Source organism: Rhizobium sp. 10N427 (assembly GCF_056394605.1).
In genome coordinates this window covers 63,121-88,677 of record NZ_JBFTID010000002.1, presented here as the reverse complement: position 1 = coordinate 88,677, position 25,557 = coordinate 63,121, and the positions used below count along the sequence as shown (strand labels likewise).

21 protein-coding genes are annotated in these 25,557 nt (G+C 60.4%); 17 read left to right on the top strand and 4 right to left on the bottom strand.

Annotated features, from left to right (window positions below):
• The first annotated feature begins 121 nt into the window (after positions 1–121).
• From AC1DIJ_RS04885 to AC1DIJ_RS04850, 8 genes are all read left to right on the top strand, one after another.
• The gene (locus AC1DIJ_RS04885) at positions 122–550 is read left to right on the top strand and encodes a L,D-transpeptidase (protein ID WP_112387111.1); all 429 of its coding nucleotides are present in this window, start codon (positions 122–124) and stop codon (positions 548–550) included.
• A gap of 173 nt (positions 551–723) precedes the next feature.
• Entirely contained in the window at positions 724–1,002 is a 279-nt protein-coding gene (locus tag AC1DIJ_RS04880) for an acyl carrier protein (RefSeq protein ID WP_112387112.1), read from the top strand.
• Between the two features lie 113 nt (positions 1,003–1,115).
• Complete coding sequence (locus AC1DIJ_RS04875; protein ID WP_477831253.1) at positions 1,116–1,595, top strand: 3-hydroxyacyl-ACP dehydratase FabZ family protein; 480 nt, start codon at positions 1,116–1,118, stop codon at positions 1,593–1,595.
• Positions 1,595–2,800, top strand: a complete 1,206-nt coding sequence (locus tag AC1DIJ_RS04870; protein ID WP_112387114.1) for a beta-ketoacyl-ACP synthase — start codon at positions 1,595–1,597, stop codon at positions 2,798–2,800. The genes AC1DIJ_RS04875 and AC1DIJ_RS04870 overlap by 1 nt, the downstream gene beginning before the upstream one ends.
• A gap of 11 nt (positions 2,801–2,811) precedes the next feature.
• Positions 2,812–4,098 carry a beta-ketoacyl-ACP synthase gene (locus AC1DIJ_RS04865; protein ID WP_112387115.1) on the top strand — a complete coding sequence of 429 codons (1,287 nt, stop codon included), beginning with the start codon at positions 2,812–2,814 and terminating at the stop codon, positions 4,096–4,098.
• Between the two features lie 55 nt (positions 4,099–4,153).
• Positions 4,154–5,182: a zinc-binding dehydrogenase gene (locus AC1DIJ_RS04860; RefSeq protein ID WP_112387116.1), complete on the top strand. Its 1,029-nt coding sequence runs from the start codon at positions 4,154–4,156 to the stop codon at positions 5,180–5,182.
• Between the two features lie 4 nt (positions 5,183–5,186).
• Positions 5,187–6,122, top strand: a complete 936-nt coding sequence (locus tag AC1DIJ_RS04855; RefSeq protein WP_112387117.1) for a lipid A biosynthesis lauroyl acyltransferase — start codon at positions 5,187–5,189, stop codon at positions 6,120–6,122.
• 186 nt (positions 6,123–6,308) lie between these two features.
• A complete protein-coding gene (locus AC1DIJ_RS04850) occupies positions 6,309–7,019 on the top strand; it encodes a PAS domain-containing protein (protein WP_112387118.1) in 711 nt (236 codons plus the stop codon).
• A gap of 39 nt (positions 7,020–7,058) precedes the next feature.
• On the opposite strand, the gene AC1DIJ_RS04845 is transcribed toward AC1DIJ_RS04850, so the two are convergent.
• Genes AC1DIJ_RS04845 through AC1DIJ_RS04835 form a run of 3 tightly spaced genes read right to left on the bottom strand, consistent with a single transcriptional unit; the run spans position 7,059 to position 8,407 of the window.
• Positions 7,059–7,652 (bottom strand): DUF1801 domain-containing protein, encoded by a 594-nt coding sequence (locus tag AC1DIJ_RS04845; RefSeq protein WP_112387119.1) that lies wholly within the window; start codon positions 7,650–7,652, stop codon positions 7,059–7,061.
• Between the two features lie 2 nt (positions 7,653–7,654).
• Positions 7,655–8,008, bottom strand: a complete 354-nt coding sequence (locus AC1DIJ_RS04840) for a VOC family protein (protein WP_112387120.1) — start codon at positions 8,006–8,008, stop codon at positions 7,655–7,657.
• Entirely contained in the window at positions 8,009–8,407 is a 399-nt protein-coding gene (locus AC1DIJ_RS04835; protein ID WP_112387121.1) for an SRPBCC family protein, read from the bottom strand.
• A gap of 187 nt (positions 8,408–8,594) precedes the next feature.
• Between AC1DIJ_RS04835 and gndA the strand changes: the two genes are divergently transcribed.
• Positions 8,595–10,025: an NADP-dependent phosphogluconate dehydrogenase gene (gndA, locus tag AC1DIJ_RS04830; protein ID WP_112387122.1), complete on the top strand. Its 1,431-nt coding sequence runs from the start codon at positions 8,595–8,597 to the stop codon at positions 10,023–10,025.
• 908 nt (positions 10,026–10,933) lie between these two features.
• Positions 10,934–15,121, top strand: coding sequence for a putative Ig domain-containing protein (locus AC1DIJ_RS04825; protein ID WP_162705949.1), 4,188 nt, complete (start codon positions 10,934–10,936; stop codon positions 15,119–15,121).
• Positions 15,122–15,162: 41 nt separating this feature from the next.
• Here the strand turns inward: AC1DIJ_RS04825 and AC1DIJ_RS04820 are convergent, their stop codons facing one another.
• Positions 15,163–16,212, bottom strand: coding sequence for a LacI family transcriptional regulator (locus AC1DIJ_RS04820; RefSeq protein ID WP_112387124.1), 1,050 nt, complete (start codon positions 16,210–16,212; stop codon positions 15,163–15,165).
• A gap of 456 nt (positions 16,213–16,668) precedes the next feature.
• Here AC1DIJ_RS04820 and AC1DIJ_RS04815 point away from each other — a divergent pair, with 456 nt between their 5' ends.
• From AC1DIJ_RS04815 to AC1DIJ_RS04785, 7 genes are all read left to right on the top strand, one after another.
• Positions 16,669–17,901, top strand: a complete 1,233-nt coding sequence (locus tag AC1DIJ_RS04815; protein ID WP_112387125.1) for an ABC transporter substrate-binding protein — start codon at positions 16,669–16,671, stop codon at positions 17,899–17,901.
• A 197-nt stretch (positions 17,902–18,098) separates the two neighbouring features.
• The gene (locus tag AC1DIJ_RS04810; RefSeq protein ID WP_112387126.1) at positions 18,099–19,004 is read left to right on the top strand and encodes a carbohydrate ABC transporter permease; all 906 of its coding nucleotides are present in this window, start codon (positions 18,099–18,101) and stop codon (positions 19,002–19,004) included.
• Complete coding sequence (locus AC1DIJ_RS04805) at positions 18,997–19,941, top strand: carbohydrate ABC transporter permease (protein WP_112387127.1); 945 nt, start codon at positions 18,997–18,999, stop codon at positions 19,939–19,941. The genes AC1DIJ_RS04810 and AC1DIJ_RS04805 overlap by 8 nt, the downstream gene beginning before the upstream one ends.
• Before the next feature lie 2 nt (positions 19,942–19,943).
• Complete coding sequence (locus tag AC1DIJ_RS04800; RefSeq protein ID WP_112387128.1) at positions 19,944–21,029, top strand: ABC transporter ATP-binding protein; 1,086 nt, start codon at positions 19,944–19,946, stop codon at positions 21,027–21,029.
• Positions 21,030–21,150: 121 nt separating this feature from the next.
• Positions 21,151–23,616 carry a glycoside hydrolase family 2 protein gene (locus AC1DIJ_RS04795; RefSeq protein WP_112387129.1) on the top strand — a complete coding sequence of 822 codons (2,466 nt, stop codon included), beginning with the start codon at positions 21,151–21,153 and terminating at the stop codon, positions 23,614–23,616.
• Positions 23,617–23,651: 35 nt separating this feature from the next.
• Positions 23,652–24,413, top strand: coding sequence for a sugar phosphate isomerase/epimerase family protein (locus AC1DIJ_RS04790; RefSeq protein ID WP_112387130.1), 762 nt, complete (start codon positions 23,652–23,654; stop codon positions 24,411–24,413).
• 8 nt (positions 24,414–24,421) lie between these two features.
• A complete protein-coding gene (locus AC1DIJ_RS04785) occupies positions 24,422–25,555 on the top strand; it encodes a Gfo/Idh/MocA family protein (RefSeq protein ID WP_112387131.1) in 1,134 nt (377 codons plus the stop codon).
• The last annotated feature ends 2 nt before the right edge of the window (positions 25,556–25,557 follow it).

The following is a 25,557-nucleotide window of genomic DNA, read 5'->3' as shown; positions in this document are numbered from 1 at the left end:
AAAGATCTTTCCGCCTTCCGTTATCTTTCTGATTACCAAGCGCTTTAAAGCAAAATAATCAGTCTATTCGTAGACTGCTCTTCGTGATGCCGGACAAACGTTCCGGTGAAGAGGGATAGTCATGAAGACGTTTCTGGCGGCGGCTGCCGCTTGTCTGTTGCTGCAGTTTTCTCCGGTTGCCGCCAGCGCGGCCAATCTCGTCGCCCGGGTCAGTCTCGACGCGCAGACGATGACGGTGACGGAGAACGGTTTCGTCAAATACCGCTGGAAGGTATCGACTGCACGGCGCGGCTATGTGACGCCGACGGGCTCGTGGAGCGCCAAGTGGCTGTCGCTCAATCACCGCTCGCGCAAATATGACAATGCGCCGATGCCCTACGCCGTGTTCTTCAACGGCGGATATGCGGTTCACGCCACATATGACCTCAAGCGGCTCGGAATGCCTGCATCGCATGGCTGCGTGCGTCTTCATCCCAACAATGCCGCGCAATTCTTCTCGATGGCAAAGCAGGTGGGGCTTGCCAATACCCGGGTCGTCATCACCCGCTGACCGGCTTTCCAATCGCATATACGGCCCGGAGATCATATTTCCGGGCCTTTTGCGCATTGCTGTTTCGGCAACAGTTCCCACCCAATTTTGAGGGCAGCGCGCTCGAAAGCATTGGCTTTTGAAATGGATTTGCCTATGAGGGGGATAAATCCGTTATTCAAAGAGGTAAGCGCGTGACCGCTACATTCGATAAAGTTGCCGACATCATTGCTGAAACCAGCGAAATCGATCGCGAAACGATCACGCCGGAAAGCCATACGATCGACGACCTCGGTATCGACAGCCTCGACTTCCTCGATATCGTCTTTGCGATCGACAAGGAATTCGGCATCAAGATCCCGCTCGAGAAGTGGACGCAGGAAGTCAACGAAGGCAAGGTAACGACCGAAGAATACTTCGTGCTCAAGAACCTCTGTGCAAAGATCGACGAGCTGCGCGCCGCCAAGGCTTAAGCGACACCGCCATCTTTTTTATCCGCCCTGCCTCTGCAAACCGTAGCGGCCGGGCGGTTTTGTTCCTAACTAGGCGTAACCGGCGCTTCTGATCTGCCGGGCCGGAGGATCCGATGCTACTGGAATATTTCCAGATGATCGACCGCATCGAGACGGTCGACCTTGAAAAGGGCGTGCTCAAGGCGCGTTCCGTAGTACCCGCGAAGAGCCCCGTCTTCGAGGGGCATTTTCCAGGCATGCCGCTCGTTCCGGGCGTGCTTCTGATCGAAACCATGGCGCAGGCCTCCGGCATGCTGGTGCTCGCCGCGACCGATTTCGCCGCCATGCCGTTCCTGATGTCGGTCGATGGCGCCAAGATGCGCACCTTCGTCGAGCCCGAAGCCGTGCTCGACATCGAAGCCTTTCTCGAACATGACGGTTYGGGCTTCGCGGTTACCAAGGCCAAGATCACCAGTGGCGGCAAGAAGGTCTGCGACGCGCAGCTGAAGCTGCGCACCATGCCGTTCAGCGAAGTTCCGCTCGGCGATATCGTCAAGAAGCGCGCAAGCGAGGTCGGCCTGATGGACGCGATCGCGGCGCAGGGAGTGAAATGATGGGCAAGTCTGCGAATGACGTCGTTATCTCCGGCATCGGCATCGTCACCTGTCAGGGCGTCGGCAAGGATGCGCATCTGGCGCTGCTGACGGCAGGCGAGGCGCCGAAGGCGATCGTCGAGACCGACAAGTTCAAGCCATATCCGGTGCATCCGCTGCCCGAGATCGACTGGTCGCAGCAGATCGCCAAGCGTGGCGATCAGCGACAGATGGAAAACTGGCAGCGCATCGGCGTCTTTGCCGCCGGTCTGGCGCTCGACGATGCAGGCTTCAAGGATGATGCCGAAGCCTGCGGCACGATGGACATGATCGTTGCGGCCGGTGGCGGCGAGCGCGACATCAATGTCGATACGCTGATCGTCGACGAGGGCCTGAAGCGCAACGACCGGGAATTGCTGCTGAACGAGAAGCTGACGACCGAGCTTCGCCCGACGCTTTTTCTGGCGCAGCTTTCCAATCTGCTCGCCGGCAATATCTCCATCGTTCACAAGGTCACCGGTTCCTCGCGCACCTTCATGGGCGAAGAGGCGGCCGGTATCTCGGCCGTCGAGACTGCCTTCTACCGCATCAAGTCGGGTGAATCCTCGCATGCGCTCGTCGGCGGCGCTTTCGCTGCCGAACGCCAGGACATGATCCTGCTCACCGAGGCGATCGGCGCGCATACGCGCGGCGACTGGGCTCCGCTCTGGTCGCGCAAGGACAAGGACGGCGGCGGGATGATTACCGGTTCGGCCGGCGCGTTTCTCGTTCTGGAATCGCGCCAGCACGCGGAAGCCCGCGGCGCGCATGTCTATGCGACGATCACGTCCATCGAAGGCGACCGCGGCAACCGCAATGCCGGGAATTTCGAAAAGCGCCTCGAGCGCTTGCTCGAACCCGCTGCGAAGCTGGCACCCCAGAGCACGGCAATCTTTTCCGGTTCGACCGGCATGCATGATCTGGCCGAGCGGGAAAAGGCCGTGCTGGAGCACACGCTGTCGGGTGCCGCCATCCGCGGTTTCGGTGGCATTTCGGGTCATGCGCTCGAAGCGCAGTTCACGCTGGGTCTCGCCTTCGCAGCCCTTGCCGTCGATGCTAAAGCCAAGGTTCCGGCCTTCGATCCGGCTCATGAAAAAGCAATGATTGCTGCGGCCGATGCCGCCGTCGTCACCACAGTCGGCCACCAGCGCGGCGAGGGCGTCGCCGTTCTTTCCGCGGAAGCGTGAGGAGTGATCAAATGACAGACAAGGCTTACAAGGATCATCTCGGCCGCCCGATCGTCGCCGTGACCGGCATGGGCATCATCACCTCGCTCGGCCAGGGTCTCAAGGATAACTGGGCAGCGCTGACATCGGGTACGTCGGGTATCCACGACATCACCCGTTTTCCGACCGATGGCCTGTCGACGCGGATCGCCGGTACCGTCGATTTCATCGACATTCCCGTGCCGAACGCCGTCGAGCGCTCCTACGCGTTTGCCCGCGAGACGACGATCGAAGCGCTTGCCGACGCCGATATCTCGGGTGATTTCAATGGTCCGCTGTTTCTGGCAGCGCCACCGATCGAGCCGGAATGGAGTGCCCGTTTCGAACTCGCCGACCGTTCGCCGCCTTCCGATCATCCGGGCGACGCCTATGACCGGTTTCTGACGGCGATGCGTCAGCGCCCGGATGCGGCCTTCCATGAGGCCGCACTGTTCGGTGCGATCTCGGAACGCCTCTCCGACCGCTTCGGGACGCGCGGTCTGCCGGTGACGCTGTCGACGGCCTGTGCTTCCGGCGCCACCGCCATTCAGCTTGGCATCGAGGCGATCCGTCAGGGCCGCACGGACCGGGCGCTTGCCGTTGCGACTGATGGTTCGCTGAGCGCAGAGGCGCTGATCCGCTTTTCGCTTCTGTCTGCTCTTTCCACCCAGAACGATCCGCCGACCAAGGCCTCCAAGCCGTTCAGCAAGGATCGCGACGGCTTCGTCATCGCCGAAGGCGCTGCAACGCTGGTGCTGGAATCGCTGGAATCGGCGATCGCCCGCGGCGCGAAGATCCTCGGCATCATGAAGGGTGCCGGCGAGAAGGCCGACAGCTTCCATCGTACCCGTTCGTCACCCGACGGCGGCCCGGCGATCGCAACGATCCGTGCGGCGCTGGCAGATGCTGGCCTGGATGAAGGTGGCATCGGCTATATCAACGCCCATGGCACCTCGACGCCGGAGAATGACAAGATGGAATATGGCTCGATGCTCGCCGTCTTCGGCGAGCGCATGGCGTCCATTCCGCTATCGTCAAACAAGTCGATGATCGGCCATACGCTGACGGCTGCCGGTGCCGTCGAAGCGGTGTTCTCGTTCCAGACGATGCTGTCGGGCACGCTGCCGCCGACGATCAACTACAACAATCCGGATCCGGCCATCGTTCTCGATGTCGTGCCGAACAAGAAGCGTGATCAGCAGGTTTCGGCCGTGCTGTCGAACTCCTTCGGCTTCGGCGGACAGAACGCAAGCCTTGTCATGGCGCTTGAACCGGCTTAAGCGGTTGCCGACAAAATTCAGAGATAAGAACGCCTGAAAGGCGAGAGGTTTTGCTATGCGCGCTTTGCAACTGGTCGATGACCGCAAGCTTGAGATCACCGACCTGCCGGAGCCGGAAGCCCCTTCTGCCGGTGAAGTGACGCTGCGCGTCAAGGCGGTGGCGCTCAATCATATCGACGTCTGGGGCTGGCGCGGCATGGCATTTGCCAAGCGGAAGATGCCGCTGGTCATCGGCGCGGAGGCCTCCGGCGTCGTCGAGGCGATCGGCCCGGGCGTTGCCAACGTGCTGCCTGGCCAGCTCGTGTCGATCTATGGCGCGCGTACCTGCGGCCTCTGCCGTCCCTGCCGCGAAGGCCGCGACAATCTCTGCGAACACGTCTCCGGCGTTCATGGCTTCCATCTCGATGGCTTTGCGCAGGAGAAGGTCAATCTTCCGGCCCGCCTTCTCGTTCCGGCGCCTCCAGGCGTCGATGCGATCGGCGCGGCGCTGGCACCGGTGACCTTCGGGACCGTTGAGCATATGCTGTTCGACAACGCCAAGCTCGAGCCCGGCGAAACGATCCTGATCCATGCCGGCGGCTCCGGCATCGGCACGGCGGCGATCCAGCTTGCCAAGAAGATCGGCTGTACCGTCATCACGACCGTCGGTTCCGACGACAAGATCGAGAAGGCCAAGGCGCTGGGTGCCGATTACGTCATCAATTACCGCACCGACCGTTTCGAAGGCGTGGTGCGTAAGCTCACCAAGAAGAAGGGCGTCGACGTGGTCTTCGAACATGTCGGCAAGGACACCTTCGCCGCCTCGATGTTCTGCCTGAAGCGCGGCGGCCGTCTTGTCACCTGTGGCTCGACCTCGGGCGTTTCGACCGAGATGAACCTGATGATGCTCTTCCAGCAGCAGCTGAAGCTGCTCGGCTCCTTCGGCTGCCGCATGGAAAACATGGCGGACGCCATGCAGAAGATGGGCCGCGGCCTCGTTCATCCCGTCATCGATACCGAAGTCGGCTTCGACGATATCGACCGGGCGCTGGAGCGTATGGAATCGCGTCAGATCTTCGGCAAGATCATCCTGAAGATGGACTGACCTTGTGAAGCTGTTCATCACCCGGATCGTTCTTAAGCTAGAACATTTTCGCCAGTGGCTGATCGCCCAGCTGATGTTCGGCTTCCTGAACTTCCTGAAGATCTTTCCGGCTGATGGAGCGATCCGCTTTGCCGACTGGCTGACCCGCAAGATCGGCCCGCGGACGCGGCGCCACAAGCTGATGCTCGTCAATCTGCGCAACGCCTTTCCCGAAAAGAGCGAAGACGAGATCCAGGCGATCGCGCTTGGCAGCTGGGGCAACATGGGCCGGCTTGCCGCCGAGTATGTCTTCCTTGACAGGCTTTTCGACTTCGATCCGGAACGATCTGAGCCCGGCCGGATCGAGGTGACAGGCATCCCGCTGTTTCTCGATCTTCGCGACAATCCGCGGCCGTTCATCGTCTTTACCGCGCATAGCGGCAATTTCGAGCTGCTGCCGGTGGCTGGTGCCGCCTTTGGCCTCAATGTGACGGTTCTCTTCCGTCCGCCGAACAATCCCTATGTGGCGCAGAAGGTCTTCGATTTCCGCAGTGCGCGCATGGGTAAGCTCGTGCCATCGCATGCCGGTTCGTCCTTCACGCTGGCGCGGCAGCTCGAAGCCGGGCAGGGCGTCGGTGTTCTCGTCGATCAAAAGTTCAAGAAGGGGCTTAGGACGCGCTTCTTTGGCATCGATACGACGACCAATCCCCTCGTTCCCAAGCTCGTGCGCCAGTTCGGATGCGAGGTCTACCCGGCGCGCTGCATTCGCCTGCCGGGAAATCGCTATCGGCTGGAGATCGAGCCGCAGCTGGAAATCCCCCGCGACTCAGCCGGCAATCTCGATCTGACGGCAATGGCGCAGATGCTGAACGACAAGGTCGAAAGCTGGGTCCGGGAATATCCGGAGCAGTGGCTCTGGTACCACGACCGGTGGAAAATCAAGGAAAGCGTGCTCAACTAGAGCTTATACCCCTAAATTTCGTATGTGAAAATATGACCGCCGTTCACATTGAATGTGAACGGCGTTCATGTTAGTGGTTGCCACCAAGGCGAGTAGCCGGTTGGGGAAGATCGGGAATCGACGAAACCTGCCGTGAAAACTGACATATGCTGGTTTCCCCTATGTGTCAGGGGATTGGGGGGCATATTGCTGGAACTTCTGCAGGCATTTTCTTCACGTTGCTCACAAATCGATGCGGCGATCCGCGCGGGCGACGATCATCAAGTTTCAACTCTTGATAGCGAGTTCGAGGCGCTGATCGGCGCTATTGTTACGTATCAGGCGTCGAATATCGTCGAAATTCACATGCAGCTGCAATTCGTCGTCTGTTTGCTGGAGCAGAATGCCGATGATTGCGCGAGCGTGATGGGCTATGCGGCGACGCTTTCAAATCTGCTGGATCGCTATTTTGGCAATTCCGGCAAGCCGCGCCGGATTCCGGCACCGGCGGAACGGTTGCCGAAGCCGGATGGCTATGTCCCGAACATGGACAACGGCAATTTCCTGAATTCGGCTATTCTCGAGACACTGCCGGATCGCGTTGCCGTGCTGACGCGCGACTATCGCTATCTCTATTCCAACCCGACGAACTGCACTTATCTCGGCCGCAAGCCGATCGACATGATTGGCCGGCACGTCGCCGAGTTCATCGGCGCCGAGCGCTTCGAGAAAACCAAGGCACATTTCGACGCCTGCTTTGCGGGGGAGCGGGTGGAATACAACTATGAACGCACCAGCGGCGAGGGCGCGAAACTGATGCGCTGCCGCATGTCGCCCCTGCGCGACAATGGCGGGCGGGTGATCGGGGCGCTGATCATGATGGAGAATGTCAAAGCGCCTGAAACGGTAAGGGTCTAGGATCGGCGCATTGCCTGTGTGGCGACGTGCCGGGAATGGCTAATCGTTGGGCCCCTTGCCCTCGAATATCTGCGGGATAGCCTTGTCGATCCTGGACTCGCGGGTCTTCGATTGCTTCGGTTGCGCGAAATGCAGCAGATAGGCGCGCTGGCGGCCCGGGGTGAGGGCGGTGAAGGCGGCTTTGAGGGCCGCGTCGCCATCAAGCCTTGTCTGAAACTCTTCCGGCACCGTGAACTCGGTGGTCTTCTTGTAGTCGACCTTCAGACCGGCCTTCTCGACCTCGATCGCCTGCTGCACATAGGACTTGAGCAGGTTTTCCATGCCGGAGATCTGTTCGGCGCTGGTAAAGCGGATCTGGCGGGCAGCCTGGACGTTGTCCGTCTGCTGGATGAGAATGCCGGCCTCGTCCTTCATCAAGGCGCCCTTGAAGAAGAGCAATGCGCAGTAGTCCTTGAAGCCGTGGATCAGGACGATGTTGGCCTTGCCAACCGTGTAGCAGGGTTCGCCCCATTTCAGCTCTTCGGTCAGGCCGCAATCGAGGACAATCGTTCGCAGCCTGGCGCTTTCCTCGCGCCAGCTATCCTTGCGGGCGAAATAGGCATCGACCTTCGGGTTGGTTGCTTGTGCCGCCATGCTCAATCCTTGCTCCAGACCGCGAGCTCGTAGCCGTCGGGATCGGTGAAATGAAAGCGCCGCCCGCCCGGGAAGGCCGTGATCGGCTTGACGATCGAGCCGCCGGCTTTGCTGGTTGCGTCCAAAGCGGCTTCCAGATCGCTGGCATAGAGAATGACCAGCGGGCCGCCCGGCCGGGGCTTGTCCAGCGTCGTGAAACCGCCCGTCAGCCTGCCGTCGCTGAATTCGCAATAGGCAGGGCCATAATCTTTGAAGCTCCAGCCGAAGGCCGCCCCATAGAAAGCTTTCGATGCCTCGATATCGGCGACATTGAATTCGATATAATCGATGCGAAGCACCGTTTGATCACTGGCCATCTATTTCTCCATCAGCGCCTTCAGCGCATGCAGATCCTTCTCGACATGAGCGCCATCGGCGGAAAATTGCTCGTCCGTCATGCCGGGCTGCTTGAGCAGGGTGAACATCACCTCGCAGCCATCGCCATTGGGAACGATGCGCAGCGCATTGTAGACGCGCATGCCGCTCTCGATCGTCACGGTATGGTCGATGATGCCGAACTTGTTGGCCGGCACGAAGCTGACCCTGACGGTGCCGAGCACGCCCTTCGCGATCCAGTCGTCGCCATCTCTTTCGAGGCCGGAGGCGAGGCCTGATGCCCAGAGCGGCATATTCTCCGGCTCGCCGGCAAACGCGTAGACGTCCTGCCAATCGCGATCGATCGAGCAATGGACGATCCTTGCGGTCATCGTTGTCATCAAGTCCTCCCGGCACTTGGCTGCGCCTGATCTGTCCCATGCGAGATGGCGCGCGATCGCCATCGATCAATATCGCGCCTTGCCGATCGGGTCCACCGGAGGGCCCGATTTTGGCGTCTTCGATACTTGCCGTTTCCGGCTTAGAGTGCCACAACACCGGTCGAATTTGACTCATCGGAGGATTGTCGTGGAAAAGGCAGAAATCGGACTGATCGGCCTTGCCGTCATGGGTTCCAACCTGGCGCTGAATATTGCGGAAAAAGGCAACAAGATCGCGGTTTTCAACCGCACACCCGAGAAAACCGACGAGTTCTACGAGAGCGCCGGTGATCTGAAAAAGCAGATCGTTCCGTGCAAGACGATCGAGGAATTCGTCGAGGCGATCCGCCCGCCGCGCCCGATCATCATCATGATCAAGGCCGGCGAGCCGGTCGACCAGCAGATGGAGCTGTTGCGCCCCTACCTTTCCAAGGGCGACATCATGATCGATGCCGGCAACGCCAACTTCCGCGACACCATCGCCCGTTTCGACCGCCTCAAGGATACCGACCTGACCTTCATCGGCATGGGTGTCTCCGGTGGTGAGGAAGGTGCGCGTCACGGCCCGTCGATCATGGTCGGCGGTACGGAAGACAGCTGGAAGCGTGTCGAGAAGGTGCTGACCTCGATTGCTGCCAAGTACAAGGGCGACCCCTGCGTTGCCTGGCTCGGCAATGACGGCGCCGGTCACTTCGTCAAGACGATCCATAACGGCATCGAATATGCCGACATGCAGATGATCGCCGAAATCTATGGCATTTTCCGCGACGGCCTCGGCAAGAGCTCGACCGATATCAGCAAGATCTTCGGCCAGTGGAACAAGGGCCGCCTGAATTCCTACCTGATCGAGATTTCCGAGAAGGTGCTTGCCGCCACCGACCCGATTTCCAAGGGCTCGATGGTCGACATGATCCTCGACAAGGCCGGCCAGAAGGGCACCGGCAAGTGGTCGGCGATCGAAGCGCAGAACATGGGCATTCCGGCGACTGCCATCGAAGCCGCCGTTGCCGCCCGCTCGATTTCTTCGATGAAGAGCGAGCGCGAAGCTGCTGAAAAGATCTTCGGCAAGCCTGATTACAAGTTCCCGATCGCCTATGGTCCTGATCTCGACAAGGATCTGGAACTGGCGCTCTTCGCCGCCAAGATCGGCGCTTACGCGCAAGGCTTCGCGGTGATGGCGGAAGCATCCCGCGAGTTCAAATGGTCGCTGCCGATGCCGACGATTGCCAAGATCTGGCGCGACGGCTGCATCATCCGTTCGCAGTTCCTGGACGAGATCACCTCGGCCTTCACCAAGGCGCCTGATGCGGCCAACCTGATCGTCACGCCAGCCTTCTCGGAGATGGTCAAGGAATCGATCCCGGCGCTGCGCCGCGTCGTCACGGCCGCGCTCCAGGCCGGTCTCCCGGTTCCGGCACTGACCTCGGCGCTCACCTATTTCGACGCCTACCGCCAGGGCCGTGGCACTGCCAACCTGATCCAGGCCCAGCGCGACTTCTTCGGCGCCCACGGCTTCGACCGCCTGGATGGCAAGGACTTCCACCACGGCCCATGGGGCAGCGGTGCCGCGACCTTCTGAGGTCTGTCTATCTGGAGCGAGAAAAGCCCGGTTTCGACCGGGCTTTTTTATTGTCCGGACGCAGGTCTTTCTTGGCAACTCAGTTGAGTGGTTGCATTCGAGGATACAACTCTGCGTCTTTCTTGCAACGTTACCTTTAAATGGTGAAATTTACGACTTAACGGCGAAAATCTATCGGATTTTGCTCGCGAAATGTGTTTAATTTTTCCTAACGACTAATCGATTCGTATAAAATTCGGCATTGACGGCACTTATTTTATTTTAGGCGATTGCGGCATGCGTTCCCTCAAGGGGATCCAGATGCCCTGTGGGGAAAAATGCGTTCACGTGCAGAGTGCGTCGAAGGCGCCAAAGAAGCAAATTTCGATATGCTTCAAACCGGTCGCGTACATACTTCATCACCGCCTGAGGATCACAGGGTTTCCTCGTCTGCGCCGATCGTTTTACAGGCCATTCTTGGCTTTCTTACTGCGCTTCTTAGATTTTTTTCGCGCTCCGCTGGCTTAGCCGTTCGGCTTTTCAGCTCAGCGGGCTTGCCTTTGGCGGGTGCCGTAAAGACACCGCCGCTCGCCCAGAGCCGGCTTTTGCTTATCCCAGCTCTTCTGCTCGCGTTCCTGTCAGTTGCCCCAACGCAGGCGCTTGCTGAATCGCCTGCATGTCAGGCGATCAATGCAAACTGGAATAGTGTCAATATTCCCGCCACGACCGATGGTGGCCTTCTGGAGGTGGTGTATCCGGCGTCCGACTTCCTGGCGACAGATCAGCTATCATTCTCGATCTCAGATAGCGCACCCAGCTTGAACAATTATTTTACCGCAGCAAATCAAGATTTCTCGAATTCGTACGTTAGCTATCAAAACGGGCAGTACAGCTCAGGGAATAGCTCAACCACGGTCTCCGGTACAGACTTGACGCGCGACGGCCTGCATCTGGTCTACTCCAACGGCGAGGTTTCTGGCAGTCTCACGGTTTCCGTGCAATGCGCCTCTGCAGCCGTATCCCCTACGGTTACTGTTGTCGGTGTTCCGGAAAATGCCAGCTATGCGATTGGCGCCACTCTGGAGTTTACGGTTGAATTCAGTAGCGCCGTCAGCGTCACCGGAACGCCGCAACTGGGTTTGACGATCGGATCAGCGACACGGCAGGCAAGCTACTCCTCGGGCAGCGGCACGACGGATTTGAAATTCCGCTATCTCGTCGCCGCAGGAGACCTGGCGCCGAGCGGCATCGCGATCAGCGCGCTTTCATTCAACAGCGGCACCATCACGAATGGTGGCATGACCGCCGATCTGACATTGAACAGCGTGGCGTCCACCAGCGGTATTCTTGTCGATGGCGTGCGCCCGGCGGTGTCCTCGATAACATTGAACGGGAACCCGGCGCCGAATGCAGGGACGCTCAGGTTTGCCGTGGCGTTCTCGGAACCGGTAACAGGTGTCGACACGTCTGCATTTCAGCTGACGACAACAGGCTCGGTGGTCTCTTCGATCAGCGACGTTACAACCTCCGGACAAGACGCTACCGTTACCGTCGGGGTCACGTCTGGCTCTGGGACTGTTCGTCTCGATCTAGTGTCCGGCGCGGCGCTCAAAGATGGCGCCGGCAACGCTCCCGGTGCCGGCTACACCTCCGGTGTCGTGCATACGGTTCAACAGGTGCCCGGCGCGCCGACGGTTGGAACCGCCACGGCGGGCAATCAACAAGCTTCGGTTGCCTTCACGGCGCCCGCGTCGAATGGTGGCGCAACGATCACCGGCTATACCGTCACATCGAACCCTGGCAGCATCACCGCAACCGGCTCTGCCAGCCCGGTCACAGTCTCGGGTCTGGCCAATGGAACGGCCTATACCTTCTATGTCACGGCGACCAACAGCGTTGGAGCGGGCGTGGCGTCAGCAGCGTCCAACTCGGTGACGCCGAAGGGCACTCAGACGATCACTTTCAGCAACCCGGGCACGCGGAACTTCGACACCTCGCCGACGCTCACGGCGAGTTCGTCCTCGACACTGGCAGTGACGTTCACGTCTTCGACGGCCGGTATCTGCACGATCTCCAGCGGCGGGGTGCTGACCTTCATCTCGACCGGGACCTGCACGATCGATGCCGACCAGACGGGCGACGGCGTCTATCTTGCTGCGCCTACGGTTTCCCAGAGCTTCTCAGTCAGCGCCGTTGTTCCCACCGCTCCGGTGATTGGTTCGGCGACTGCGGGCGACGAGCAGGCGACGATTTCGTTCACTGCGCCGGCGAGCAACGGCGGCGCGCCGATCACCGGTTATACGGTAACGTCGAGCCCTGGCAATGTGACGGCGACGGGGGCAGCGAGCCCTATCACTGTCACCGGCCTGAGCAACGGCACGGCCTACACGTTCACGGTGACGGCAAGCAACAGCATGGGGGCAGGGACTGCTTCGGCTGCGACCGCTGCCGTCACGCCGGCAGCCGCATTGACCAAGCCGGTCGCCGGTTTGGCATCGGCGACAGTTGCGGCGAATTCGTCCGCCAATCCGATCACGCTCGCGATCAGCGGCGGCACGCCTGCTTCGGTTGCGGTCGCCTCGGCGGCAAGCCACGGCACGGCGACGGCTTCCGGCACGGCAATCACCTATACACCCGCTGCTGGCTATTCGGGTGGCGACAGCTTCACCTATACTGCGACCAATCCCGCCGGCACATCGTCACCGGCAACGGTCAGCATTACGGTGACGGCGCCGACGTTTACTTTCGCGCCGGTTGCCGGTGCGTTGACGGCAGGCACGGCCGGAACCGCTTACAGCACGACGATCGTCGCCTCGGGTGGCGGTATTTCCTATACTTATGCCGTCACAGCCGGCTCGCTGCCTGCCGGTCTGTCGCTTGCCACAGATGGCACGATTTCCGGCACGCCGACAGCTGACGAAAACGCCAGCTTCACCATCACCGCAACGGATACACACGGCGCGACGGGCACGGTATCCTATTCGCTTGCCATCGGCCCCCAGGCTCCCTTCGCCAACGGGGTTTCGGCGACGGTGGCGGCGAATTCATCAGCCAATCCGATCACGCTCGATATCACCGGCGGCGCGGCTGTTTCGGTTGCTGTCGACTTGACGGGTACGCGTGGCACGGCGACGGTTTCCGGTACGGCGGTCACCTATACGCCTCTTGCCGGCTATTCGGGCACTGACAGCTTCACCTATACGGCGACCAATTCTGCCGGCACATCTTCACCGGCAACGGTGACCATCACGGTGACGGCGCCGACATTCACTTTCGCGCCGGCTGCCGGTGCATTGACAACAGGCACAGTCGGAATCGCGTATAGCAAGACTATCGCCGCCTCGGGTGGCGGCGCTCCCTACGACTACGCCATCACCGCAGGTTCCCTGCCTTCCGGTCTGTCGCTTGCCACAGATGGCACGATCTCCGGCGCGCCGACAGCAGACGAAAACTCCAGCTTCACCATCACCGCAACGGATTCAAACGGCACGACAGGAACAGCAATCTATTCGCTGCAGGTGAACGCAGCCGGTAGCGCGAGCTTTGTCTTCACGCCCGCCGCCGGAGCGCTGCCGGAGGCGATGGCCGGTGAGGACTACAGCCAGGCTATCAGCACTACCGGCGGTACCGCGCCGTTGATCTATAGTCTTTCGACAGGGACCCTGCCGCCCGGCCTGATCCTGAACATTTCGACCGGCGCACTGTCCGGTCCCCTGCATGCGAATACCGAAGGAGACTATAGCTTCACGATTCAGGCGGAGGACAGCCACCATGCGACTGCCACCGCGGCCTACACACTGAAGGTCAAGGCACAGGATATCTCGGTGACCGACAAGGTGGTGAATGTACCCGCCGGTTCCTCGCCGCCTGATGTCTATCTCAACCGCGGGGCGACGGGCGGTCCGTTTACATCAGCTGACATTACCTTTGTCGAACCGGCCAATGCCGGCAGCACGGCGATCATTCAGGGCCAATTGGCGCAAGCGGGATCGTTCGCGCCTGTCGGCTGGTACCTTCAGTTCACACCGAACCCTGCATATTCGGGTCAGGTTCGAGTGGGCTTCCGGCTTACCAGTTCGCTCGGCAATTCGAACACCGGTACCGTGACCTATAACCTCAACTACGCTGCAGGCCAGGTCGCAGAAAGCATCGACCATCTGGTCCACGACTTCGTCCAAAGCCGCCAGAACATGATTTCCTCGAGCATCAAGGTGCCGGGCCTTCTCGAGCGCCGCCAAATGGGGCAGGAAAGCAATCCTGTGACCGCACGCATGATGCCGTCCGAGAACGGACTGACAGTTGGCTTCTCCACCAGTCTCGCGCAGATGGAAGCGGCGGGCAGCACGCCGGTGGATGGGAAAAATGCCGATCTTTCGCCTTTCAATATCTGGATCGACGGCGCATTTCTGACACACAGGGACAGCGCCACCGATGACGGAAAGTGGGGAAGCTTCGCCATGATCAACCTGGGAGCGGATTACCTGCTCTCCGACAAGGCGCTGCTCGGCTTCTCCCTGCATTACGACCGTATGACCGATCCGACGGATGCCGATGCGGAGCTGACCGGAAACGGCTGGCTGGCGGGTCCGTATGCCTCCTTCGAAATCGGCAAGAACGTGTTCTGGAACACCAGCCTGCTTTATGGCGGATCGTCCAACGACATCGATACGGATTTCTGGGACGGCACGTTCGATACGACGCGCTGGATGGCTGATACCTCGATCGAGGGGCAATGGGCGATCGATGACGACACCATCCTGACGCCAAAGCTGCGGGCTGTATACTTCTCCGAGAAGGTAGAGGATTACGCCGTCAGCAACAGCACCGGCGATATGATCGCGATCGATGGCTTCGACGAAGAACAGTTCCGTCTCAGCCTCGGGGCGGAGATTGCCCGGTCGTTTACGGTTGAAAGCGGTTCGGTGCTGACGCCGAAGCTCGGCCTGACAGCCGGATTCTCGGGTTTGGACGGATCGGGCGCATTCGGGTTGCTCACGGCCGGCCTGTCTATCCAGACCGTCGATCTGTGGATGATCGATGCCAGCCTGCTCCTGAATGTGGAGGGCGACGGTGAGACATCGGCCGGTGCCAGGGTCGGGGCGGCAAAACGGTTCTAGAACCGTTTTGTGCCTTCCATCCCGGCGGACTTGCCGTCAGGCTACCAGTCTGCTCGGCGTCGCCCATCCGGCCACACCGGTTTGCTGACGCTTTGCAGCAGTTCCGGTTCGATGCCGTCGATGCGGGCGATGACGGCCTTGGCCATTTCGCGGCCGGCGTGGCGGACGTCTTCGTAAGCGGTGATGATCTCGGGGCGGATCCAGTTGAGGATCGGGGCGGATTCCTTCGAGACCATGTCGACATCCTTGCCGAGGCGCTTGCCGGCAGCCTCGATCCCGGCGTTGACGGCGATGGCAGCACTTCCGGCGGAACAGACGATCGCATCAGGTGCGCCCGGCGAGCGCATCATCGTCTCCACAGCATTCCTGATCTCGTCGAGCGGCGCATCGATATTGACCCTGAGCGGCACTTCCTCGGCGCCGTAGTCGTGCAGGCCGGTCTGGAAGCCGATCCGCGTGTGGGTGTAATAGGTGAGCTTGCTCGGCGGCTGTAGCAGCGCGATGTGCTTGCGGCCGCGCTCGACCAGCCGCTTCACGGCCTCGTGCGCGAAGGCCTCGTTGTCGAAGTCGTGGTAGGGATGAACGAGGCCGGCATCGGTGCGGCCGTGGGTCGCGAAGGGGATGTTCTGTTCGGCGAGCAGGCGCACGCGTGCATCGTCAGGTTCAATGCGCGAGATGATGACGCCATCTGCCGAGCCGGTGTCGAGAATATAGCGCACCGGCGCCATCGGATCGCGGCTGTGGGAATGCGGCGTGACGACGATGTGATAGGGCGTTCCGGTCAGCACTTCCGAGATGCCGAAGACCATCTGGCTCGAAAAGCCCATGATCTCCTCGTCGATCGAGAGAACCAGGGCGATGACGTTAGTCTTGCCGGTGCGAAGGCGTACGCCGGCACGGTTTGGCTGGTATCCGAGCTGGCGCGCCACCATGCGCACCCGCTCCTTGGTTTCAGCGCCGATATCCGGTGCGTCCTTCAGGGCGCGCGAGACGGTGGTGATGCCAAGACCGGTCATGAAGGCGATCGTCTTCAGCGTCGGACGCTCGCGCTGGACGGTCGCCGCCCCCGCGAAATTTCCCTTGTTTTCCATAGGTCTAAGCTACCCTCACGCGATTTGCGTCTGCTTATAGATGCTTTTTGAACGCGCCGTAAGCGCATCCGCATCGAAAAGCCGCTCCTCCCTAAGTCACAAAATCTGTAACGATACAGTAGAAAAGTCGAGCACTTTTTGATGCCTGTAGGGCAGGGATAGACGCATAGGTTGAATCGATGGAAATCGCACAGATTTTTTGCGGCTGCGAAGGGTCGCAATTGGATTTTTTTGAGAATACTTGTAAATATATAAGCTATAACAATCATTTATGTCATGAAGTGCGCTGCGGTATTGACCGCACAAGTTGGCGCCATAGATGCACGTTTCCTGGCTTTTTGACAGGTATGGGTAGCAATCGCAGGCGCTAAAGAAAATTTTACGTGCAGGCTGTTGCGTCAAAAAATCGATTGCACTAAGTTTTTCCGGCAACGTTTCAGTGAGGGAGGAGAACTCATGAATATCCGTTCGTTCGCGGCCATGCTTGCCGCTTCGGTCATCATTCCGTTTAGCGCCGCGCAGGCGACCGATCTCGAAGTCACCCATTGGTGGACCTCGGGCGGCGAAGCTGCGGCTGTCGCAGAACTCGCCAAGGCATTCGATGCCACCGGCAACAAGTGGGTCGACGGTGCCATTGCAGGTTCCGGCGGTACCGCACGTCCGATCATGATCAGCCGCATCACCGGTGGCGATCCGATGGGCGCCACGCAGTTCAACCACGGCCGTCAGGCTGAAGAACTCGTCCAGGCCGGCCTGATGCGCGACCTGACCGATGTCGCTACGGCAGAACACTGGAAGGACATCGTCCGTCCGTCGAACCTGCTCGATTCCTGCACCATCGACGGCAAGATCTATTGCGCCCCTGTGAACATCCACTCCTGGCAGTGGCTGTGGCTCTCGAATGCCGCCTTCAAGAAGGCTGGCGTCGAAGTGCCGAAGAACTGGGATGAATTGGTCGCTGCTGCGCCGGCTCTCGAAAAGGCAGGCATCGTGCCGCTCGCCGTCGGCGGTCAGGCATGGCAGTCCGCAGGCGCATTCGACGTTCTGCTGCTGGCTCTCGCCGGCAAGGATACGTTCTACAAGGTCTACAAGGACAAGGATGCGGAAGTTGCCGCTGGCCCCGAGATCGCCAAGGTCTTCAAGGCAGCAGACGACGCCCGCAAGATGTCCAAGGGCACCAACGTCCAGGATTGGAACCAGGCAACCAATATGGTCATCACCGGCAAGGCCGGCGGTCAGATCATGGGCGACTGGGCGCAGGGCGAATTCCAGCTCGCTGGCCAGAAGGCCGGTGTGGACTATACCTGCCTTCCGGGCCTCGGCGTGACCGACATGATCGCAACGGGTGGCGATGCCTTCTACTTCCCGCTGCTGAAGGACGAAGAGAAGTCCAAGGCGCAGGCCGTTCTCGCCAAGACGCTGCTCGACCCCAAGACTCAGGTTGCCTTCAACCTGAAGAAGGGTTCGCTGCCGGTTCGTGGTGACGTCGATCTCGGCGCTGCCAACGACTGCATGAAGAAGGGTCTCGACATCCTTGCCAAGGGCAATGTCGTCGAATGGACCGACCAGCTGCTTTCGGCAGACAGCCAGAAGCAGAAGGAAGACCTCTTCTCCGAGTTCTTCTCCACGGCGATGACTGTCGAAGACGCTCAGAAGCGCTTTGCCGGTATCATCGGCTCCGCTGACTGATCCCGTATATCTGCCCTTGCGGTCCGGCCCTGCTTTTCAGGGCCGGATCTGCACTGATCTTCGGGATCGGCGGGCGGGGTAGGTCTCAGGCGTCCTTGAGAGGGCGGCGCTGAGATGGAGACGATTGGAAGCTCGCCTGCAAGGCCGTCTTCCATTCCGGATCACGAAACGCGATTGCGATTTCAGGAGGAGCCACAATGACGGGTCAAGCGCGAGCAGGCCGGCCAAACCAATTACTGCGCAATCTGAATGCGAAGATTGCATCCATTCCCATGATCCTGACCGCGGTGGTTATCTTCCTCGGCGGCACGGTCTGGACCGTATTCTATTCCTTCACCAATTCGAAGCTTCTGCCGCGCATGAGCTTCGTCGGCTTCGATCAATATGAGCGGCTCTGGGCCGCGCCGCGCTGGGTGACTGCGATCGAGAATCTTGCCGTCTACGGCATTCTCTCGCTGATCTTCTCGCTGGTGATCGGCTTCGTGCTGGCGGCGCTGATGGATCAGAAGATCCGTTTCGAAAACACCTTCCGCACCATTTTCCTCTATCCTTTCGCGCTGTCCTTCATCGTCACCGGTCTCGTCTGGCAGTGGGTTCTGAACCCCGATTTCGGCGTGCAGTCCGTGGTGCGTTCGATGGGATGGACGAGCTTTACCTTCAATCCGCTCTATACGCCCGAGATCGTCATCTACGGCATCCTGATCGCCGCCCTCTGGCAGGGCACGGGGCTGGTCATGTGCCTGATGCTGGCGGGTCTTCGCGGCATCGACGAAGACATCTGGAAGGCCTCGCGTGTCGACGGCATCCCGATGTGGAAGACCTATCTCTTCATCGTCATCCCGATGATGCGCCCTGTTTTCATCACCACGCTCGTCATCATCGCGTCCGGCATCGTCAAGGTCTACGACCTCGTCGTGGCGCAGACCTCGGGCGGTCCGGGCATCTCGTCGGAAGTGCCTGCAAAATACGTCTACGATTACATGTTCCAGGCGCAGAACCTCGGTCAGGGCTTTGCCGCATCGACGATGATGCTGATCACGGTCGCGATCATCATCGTTCCCTGGGCCTATCTGGAATTCGGTGGAGGGCGCAAGCGTGGCTGATACAGGAACCCTCAACACCACTGCTGCCGGCATAGACGCCATCAAGCCGAAGCTCGGCGCCGGGCCGAGTGGGCCGCGGCCGAAGCCGATGCTGTCGGGCCGCAACATCATGCTCTACGGCACGCTGACGATCGCAGCTCTCTATTACCTGCTGCCGCTCTATGTGATGGTCGTCACCTCGCTGAAGGGGATGCCCGAGATCCGTATGGGCAACATCTTCTCGCCGCCGATGGAGATCACCTTCGAACCCTGGGTGAAGGCCTGGGCGGAGGCCTGCACGGGTCTGAACTGCGACGGCCTTTCGCGCGGCTTCTGGAACTCGGTGCGCATCACCGTTCCGTCGGTGGTGATCTCGATCGCCATTGCCTCGGTCAACGGTTATGCGCTCGCCAACTGGCGCTTCAAGGGATCGGAACTGTTCTTCTCGATCCTGATCATCGGTGCCTTCATCCCCTATCAGGTGATGATCTACCCGATCGTTATCGTGCTGCGCGAAATCGGCCTCTATGGCAGCCTGACGGGCCTCGTCATCGTCCATTCGATCTTCGGCATGCCGATCCTGACGCTGCTGTTCCGCAACTACTTCGTGTCGCTGCCGCAGGAACTCTTCAAGGCGGCGCGTGTCGATGGCGCGGGCTTCTGGCAGATCTTCCTGCGCATCATGGTGCCGATGTCGCTGCCGATCTTCGTCGTGGCGATGATCCTGCAGGTCACCGGCATCTGGAACGACTTCCTCTTCGGCGTCGTCTTCACCCGTCCTGACACCTATCCGATGACGGTTCAGCTGAACAACATCGTCAATTCCGTCCAGGGTGTGAAGGAATACAACGTCAACATGGCCGCAACGATCCTGACGGGTCTGGTGCCGCTTATCGTCTACTTCGTGTCCGGGCGTCTCTTCGTCCGCGGTATCGCCGCCGGCGCAGTGAAAGGTTGATCATGAACACAAGCGTTTCCATCAAAGATCTGTCGCTGAATTTCGGTGCCGTCAGCGTCCTCAAGGACCTGAACCTCGATATCAACGACGGCGAGTTCCTGGTTCTGCTCGGCTCGTCCGGCTGCGGCAAGTCCACGCTGTTGAACTGCATCGCCGGTCTGCTCGACGCGTCCGAAGGGCAGATCTACATCAAGGGCAAGAACGTCACCTGGGAAGAGCCCAAGGACCGCGGCATCGGCATGGTGTTCCAGTCCTACGCGCTCTATCCGCAGATGACGGTCGAGAAGAACCTGTCCTTCGGCCTGAAGGTCGCAAAGATCCCGCAGGCCGAGATCGACAAGCGTGTCGCCCGCGCTTCCGAAATCCTGCAGATCCAGCCACTTTTGAAGCGCAAGCCGGCCGAGCTTTCCGGCGGCCAGCGTCAGCGCGTGGCGATCGGCCGTGCGCTGGTGCGTGATGTCGATGTCTTCCTCTTCGACGAACCGTTGTCGAACCTCGATGCGAAACTCCGTTCGGAACTGCGCGTCGAGATCAAGCGTCTGCACCAGTCGCTGAAGAACACGATGATCTACGTCACCCATGACCAGATCGAGGCGCTGACACTCGCCGATCGTATCGCCATCATGAAGAGCGGCATCATCCAGCAGCTCGCCGATCCGACGACGATCTACAACAAGCCGCGCAATCTCTTCGTCGCGGGCTTCATCGGCTCGCCGTCGATGAATTTCCTGCACGGCGAGCTCACAAATGCCGGTGGCAAGACGGCCTTCGTCTCCAACGGCGTGACCTTCTCGCTCGACGGCTATCAGACCGAGCAGTCGCTGCAGCCTGGCCGCAAGGTGGTTCTCGGCGTTCGACCCGAGCATATCAAGGTGAACGAGAATATCGGCGCCGAGGTGCATGAGGCGACGGTCGATATCGAGGAGCCGATGGGCGCCGACAACCTGCTGTGGCTGAAACATGCCGGGCATACGATGTCCGTGCGCATTGCCGGTTCACGCCGCTTTGCCCCGGGCACGCCGGTCAAGCTCAGCTTCGATATGTCGCTTGCATCGCTGTTTGACGCTGCCAGCGAAGACCGTATCTAAATCGCAATACAGGCGGGGCGATGGCTCCGCCTGATCTTCAATAGCGGCCCTCCGGCCGTCCAAATTCGGCCGCGGTCCGGTTCGTCCGGCATCCCCCAAGGCGGCCTGATCGGGTACTATCATGACGTCCTTGCCGAAGAACGGTTCCTCCATCGATCTCGCGGGCAGCTGGCAGCTAGCCTCCGCCGATGGCGAAATCAAAAGCACGATCGCAATCCCCGGCGATGTGCATTCCGCGCTCCATGCCGCCAAGCTCATCCCGGATCCGTATTTCGGCCGCAACGAAGAAACGATCCAGTGGGTGGCGCACCAGGAATGGGCGATCGAGCGCAGCTTCAGGCTGAAGGAGACCGAGGGCGACTGGTATCTGGATATCGATTATCTCGATACGGTGGCCTCGGTCTTCGTGAACGGCTTCCTGGCGCTGTCCGCCGACAACTGCTTCCGCCGCTACCGGCCGGATGTTTCGTCGATGCTGAAGGCCGGTGACAACACCATCCGCATCGTCTTCAAGTCGAGCATCGCCGAGGGCGCCGACCGGCAGGGCAAGCAGCCTTTCTACATTCCGTACCATCCCGGCAATTCGCCGATCGCCAACGGCAACCTGCTGCGCAAGCCGCAGTGCCATTTCGGTTGGGACTGGAACATCGCGATTGCGCCGCTTGGCCTTTACGGCACCATCGCGCTGCGGAAGCTGGAGACGGCACGCATCGAGCAGGTGACGACGCGCCAGACGCACAATCTGGACGGAAGTGTCGAGGTGCTGGTCACGGCGACGCTCCATTCCAAGAATCCGGGCATCGTTCCCGTTCATTTTGCGCTGGATGGCGAGCGTGTGCGCCTCGATGTCGGCGTCAGCGGCGGGGAGACTGTCGTCAATCACGTCTTCCAGATCGACAAGCCGAAGCTCTGGTGGCCGGCGGGCAGCGGCGAGCAGGCGCTCTACGAACTGACCGTCGATCTGCCGACGGACGTGGTGACGAAGCAGATTGGCATTCGCACCATCGAGCTGATCACCACGCCCGACGCCGCCGGTAGCCGCTTTGCTTTCAAGGTGAACGGCCGCGAAATTTTCTGCCGCGGCGCCAACTGGATCCCGGCCGATGCGCTCTACTCGCGGTCGTCGCCGGAGAAGACCGAAGACCTGCTGCAATCGGCGAAAGCCGCCAACATGAACATGATCCGCGTCTGGGGCGGCGGTTTCTACGAGCAGGATTATTTCTACGATCTCTGCGACCGGCTGGGCTTGATGGTCTGGCAGGACTTCATGTTCGCCTGCAACCTCTATCCCTCGACCGAAGACTTTCTCGATAACGTTGCCGTCGAGGTCGATTATCAGGTCAAGCGGCTGTCGTCGCATCCGTCGATTGCGCTCTGGTGCGGCGATAACGAGCTGGTGGGCGCGCTCACCTGGTTCGACGAATCGAAGAAGGACCGCGATCGGTACCTCGTCTCCTACGACCGGCTGAACCGGACCATCGAGCAATCGGTGAAAAAGGCGCTTCCGGGCGCGCTGTGGTGGCCGTCCAGCCCGGCTTCCGGCTATCTCGATTTCGGCGATGCCTGGCATGCCGATGGTTCCGGCGACATGCATTACTGGTCGGTCTGGCACGAGAACAAGTCGTTCGACAATTACCGCACGGTGCGGCCGCGCTTCTGCTCGGAATTCGGCTTCCAATCCTACACGTCGCTGCCTGTCATCAAGACCTATGCGGACGCGAAGGACATGAATGTCGCATCGCCGGTGATGGAGCTGCACCAGAAGAATGCCGGCGGCAACGAGCGGATTGCCGGCACGATGTTCCGCTATTTCCGCTTCCCGAAGGATTTCCCGAATTTCGTCTATCTCAGCCAGATCCAGCAGGGCCTGGCGATCAAGACGGCGGTGGAATACTGGCGGTCGCTGAAGCCGCATTGCATGGGCACGATCTACTGGCAGCTCAACGACACCTGGCCGGTCGCCTCGTGGTCGAGCCTTGATTACGGCGGCCGCTGGAAGGCGATGCACTATCTCGTCAAGCGCTTCTTCCAGCCGGTGGCGGTCGCAGCGATCCCTGCTGACGACGGCAAGGCGATCCGTTTCTCGCTGGTCAACGATACGCTCGATGAAGTCAGCGTCGATCTCTCGATCTCGATCCTGACGATGAAGGGCGAACGCAAGCATCTCAGGGATGTGCAGGCGATCTGCACGCCGGATGCGGCGGTCACGGCTGCCTCGATCGACCTGTCCGACATTCCCGACGGGACGCTGCTTGCCTGGCGCTTCACGGCGTCGAATGGCATGGGCGGCGAGGGGCATTATGTCCACGGCACCTACAAGGCTCTGGAGCTCGAGCCCGCCGGCTTGCAGGTCACGCACGAGTATATCGAGGAGGACGGTTCGGTCTGTCTCAATGTCACCGCGAAGGGACTGGCGCTTTTCGTGATGATTGAGACGGACGAGGACGGAAAATATTCCGATAACGCCTTCGATCTGGCGGCCGGTGAGACCCGCCGCATCACCTTCACCCCGGCAAATCCGCTCGAGAAGGGCAAGCTGCCGGACTTCCGTTTCTATGATCTGCATTCCTGCCAGTCGGCAGAATGATTTGAAAGATGGGCACGAGGCCCGAGGAGGATACTATGACGAAACTCAGCTTCCAGCTTTACAGCGCGCGCAACTTCCAGCCCTATTCGGCGATCTTCGAAAAGCTCGGCAAGGCCGGCTACCAGGAAGTCGAAGGCTTCGGCGGCATTTATGCCGATCTCGACGATGCCGGCCTGAAGAGCCTGCGCGCCGAACTCGACAAGAACGGCCTGACGATGGCGACCGGCCATTTCAGCCCGGATTTCCTCGACGGCGAAGTCAAGAAGTCGCTCAATATCGCAAAGGCGCTCGGCATGGATTCGATCTATGCGCCGCATCTGGCGGCCGAACAGCGCCCGAGCGATGGTGCCGGCTGGCTGGCATTCGGCAAGCGCCTGCATGAAATGGCGAAGCCCTTCAAGGATGCAGGTTACGAGTTCGGCTGGCATAACCATGACTTCGAATTCGTCAAGCTCGCCGACGGCTCGCTGCCGATCGAGCGTATCTTCGAAGGCGCGCCGGATATTTCATGGGAAGCCGATATTGCCTGGGTCGTTCGTGGCGGCGCCGATCCCTTCGCCTGGATCGAAAAGCTCGGCTCGCGGATCACGGCGGTTCACGTCAAGGACATCGCGCCTGCAGGCGAGAACAAGAACGAAGACGGCTGGGCCGATGTCGGCCATGGCACGCTGCCCTGGGCAAAGCTGATCGCTGCTCTCAAGGGCACCAAGGCAAAGCATTTCGTCGTCGAGCATGACAATCCGGCTGATATCGACCGCCTGATCACCCGCTCGATCGCATCCTACAAGACCTATTGAGGCTTATCATGACCAAGGAACTTGGCGTCGGCATCATCGGATGCGGCAACATCTCCACCACCTACTTCTCGCTGTCGCCGCTGTTCAAGGGCCTGAAGGTCCTTGCCTGCGCCGACATCAACATGCAGGCCGCCGAAGCCCGCGCCGCCGAATACGGCGTCAAGGCGCAGACGATCGAGGAGCTGCTTAAGAACGACGAGATCGACGTCGTCGTCAACCTGACGATCCCCGACGCGCATTTCCCGGTCTCCAAGTCGATCCTCGAAGCCGGCAAGCACGTCTATTCGGAAAAGCCGCTGGTCCTGACCCTGGAGCAGGGCGAGGAACTGCGCCGCATCGCCAAGGCGAAGAACCTGTCGGTTGGTTGCGCACCGGATACCTTCCTCGGCGGCGCGCATCAGCTCGCCCGCAAATATATCGATGAAGGTGGCGTCGGCCGCATCACGTCGGGCGCCTGCTACGTCATGAGCCCCGGCATGGAGATGTGGCATCCGAACCCGGACTTCTTCTTCCTGCCGGGCGGCGGCCCGATCCTCGATCTCGGCCCTTACTACATCGCCAACCTGATCAACCTGATCGGGCCGGTGAAGCGTGTCGGCGCCATGACCTCGATGGCATCGGAAACCCGCACCATCACCAGCGCCCCGCGCAATGGCGAAGTCATCCCGGTGAAGACCCCGACGACGATCCAGGCGATCCTCGAATTCGTCAGCGGCGCCACGGTGACGTTGACGGCGAGCTGGGATGTCTGGTCGCACCGTCATGCCAATATGGAGCTCTACGGCACCGAGGGCTCGATCTACGTGCCGGACCCGAACTTCTTCGGCGGCGTCGTCGAGGCGAGCGGCAAGGACAAGGCCATCAAGCCGGTTGATGGCTGGGAACATCCCTTCGGCATCTTCAACCAGGAGAGCCCGCAGGGACCGCGCGCCAACTACCGCACGGCTGGTCTCGCCGACATGGCGATGGCGATCATCGAGGGGCGGGACGCGCGCTGCTCGCTCGATCGCACGCTGCATGGCGTCGATGTCATGACCTCGATCCTGAAGTCGGGCGAAGAAGGCCGGTTCATCGAACTGACGACGACCTGCACCCAGCCGGCCGCCCTCGGCATCGAAGAAGCACAAGCGCTGCTGCGATAAGG

Excerpts from the sequence above, each read along its gene's own strand:
- AC1DIJ_RS04840 (WP_112387120.1), bottom strand. The coding sequence starts at position 8,008 with ATGGCCAGTGATCAAACGGTGCTTCGCATCGATTATATCGAATTCAAT.
- AC1DIJ_RS04795 (WP_112387129.1), top strand. The coding sequence starts at position 21,151 with ATGACGTCCTTGCCGAAGAACGGTTCCTCCATCGATCTCGCGGGCAGC.
- AC1DIJ_RS04820 (WP_112387124.1), bottom strand. The coding sequence starts at position 16,212 with ATGGAAAACAAGGGAAATTTCGCGGGGGCGGCGACCGTCCAGCGCGAG.
- AC1DIJ_RS04800 (WP_112387128.1), top strand. The coding sequence starts at position 19,944 with ATGAACACAAGCGTTTCCATCAAAGATCTGTCGCTGAATTTCGGTGCC.
- AC1DIJ_RS04835 (WP_112387121.1), bottom strand. The coding sequence starts at position 8,407 with ATGACAACGATGACCGCAAGGATCGTCCATTGCTCGATCGATCGCGAT.
- AC1DIJ_RS04860 (WP_112387116.1), top strand. The coding sequence starts at position 4,154 with ATGCGCGCTTTGCAACTGGTCGATGACCGCAAGCTTGAGATCACCGAC.
- AC1DIJ_RS04870 (WP_112387114.1), top strand. The coding sequence starts at position 1,595 with ATGGGCAAGTCTGCGAATGACGTCGTTATCTCCGGCATCGGCATCGTC.
- AC1DIJ_RS04845 (WP_112387119.1), bottom strand. The coding sequence starts at position 7,652 with ATGGCGGCACAAGCAACCAACCCGAAGGTCGATGCCTATTTCGCCCGC.
- AC1DIJ_RS04810 (WP_112387126.1), top strand. The coding sequence starts at position 18,099 with ATGACGGGTCAAGCGCGAGCAGGCCGGCCAAACCAATTACTGCGCAAT.
- AC1DIJ_RS04865 (WP_112387115.1), top strand. The coding sequence starts at position 2,812 with ATGACAGACAAGGCTTACAAGGATCATCTCGGCCGCCCGATCGTCGCC.
- AC1DIJ_RS04790 (WP_112387130.1), top strand. The coding sequence starts at position 23,652 with ATGACGAAACTCAGCTTCCAGCTTTACAGCGCGCGCAACTTCCAGCCC.
- AC1DIJ_RS04815 (WP_112387125.1), top strand. The coding sequence starts at position 16,669 with ATGAATATCCGTTCGTTCGCGGCCATGCTTGCCGCTTCGGTCATCATT.
- AC1DIJ_RS04885 (WP_112387111.1), top strand. The coding sequence starts at position 122 with ATGAAGACGTTTCTGGCGGCGGCTGCCGCTTGTCTGTTGCTGCAGTTT.
- AC1DIJ_RS04785 (WP_112387131.1), top strand. The coding sequence starts at position 24,422 with ATGACCAAGGAACTTGGCGTCGGCATCATCGGATGCGGCAACATCTCC.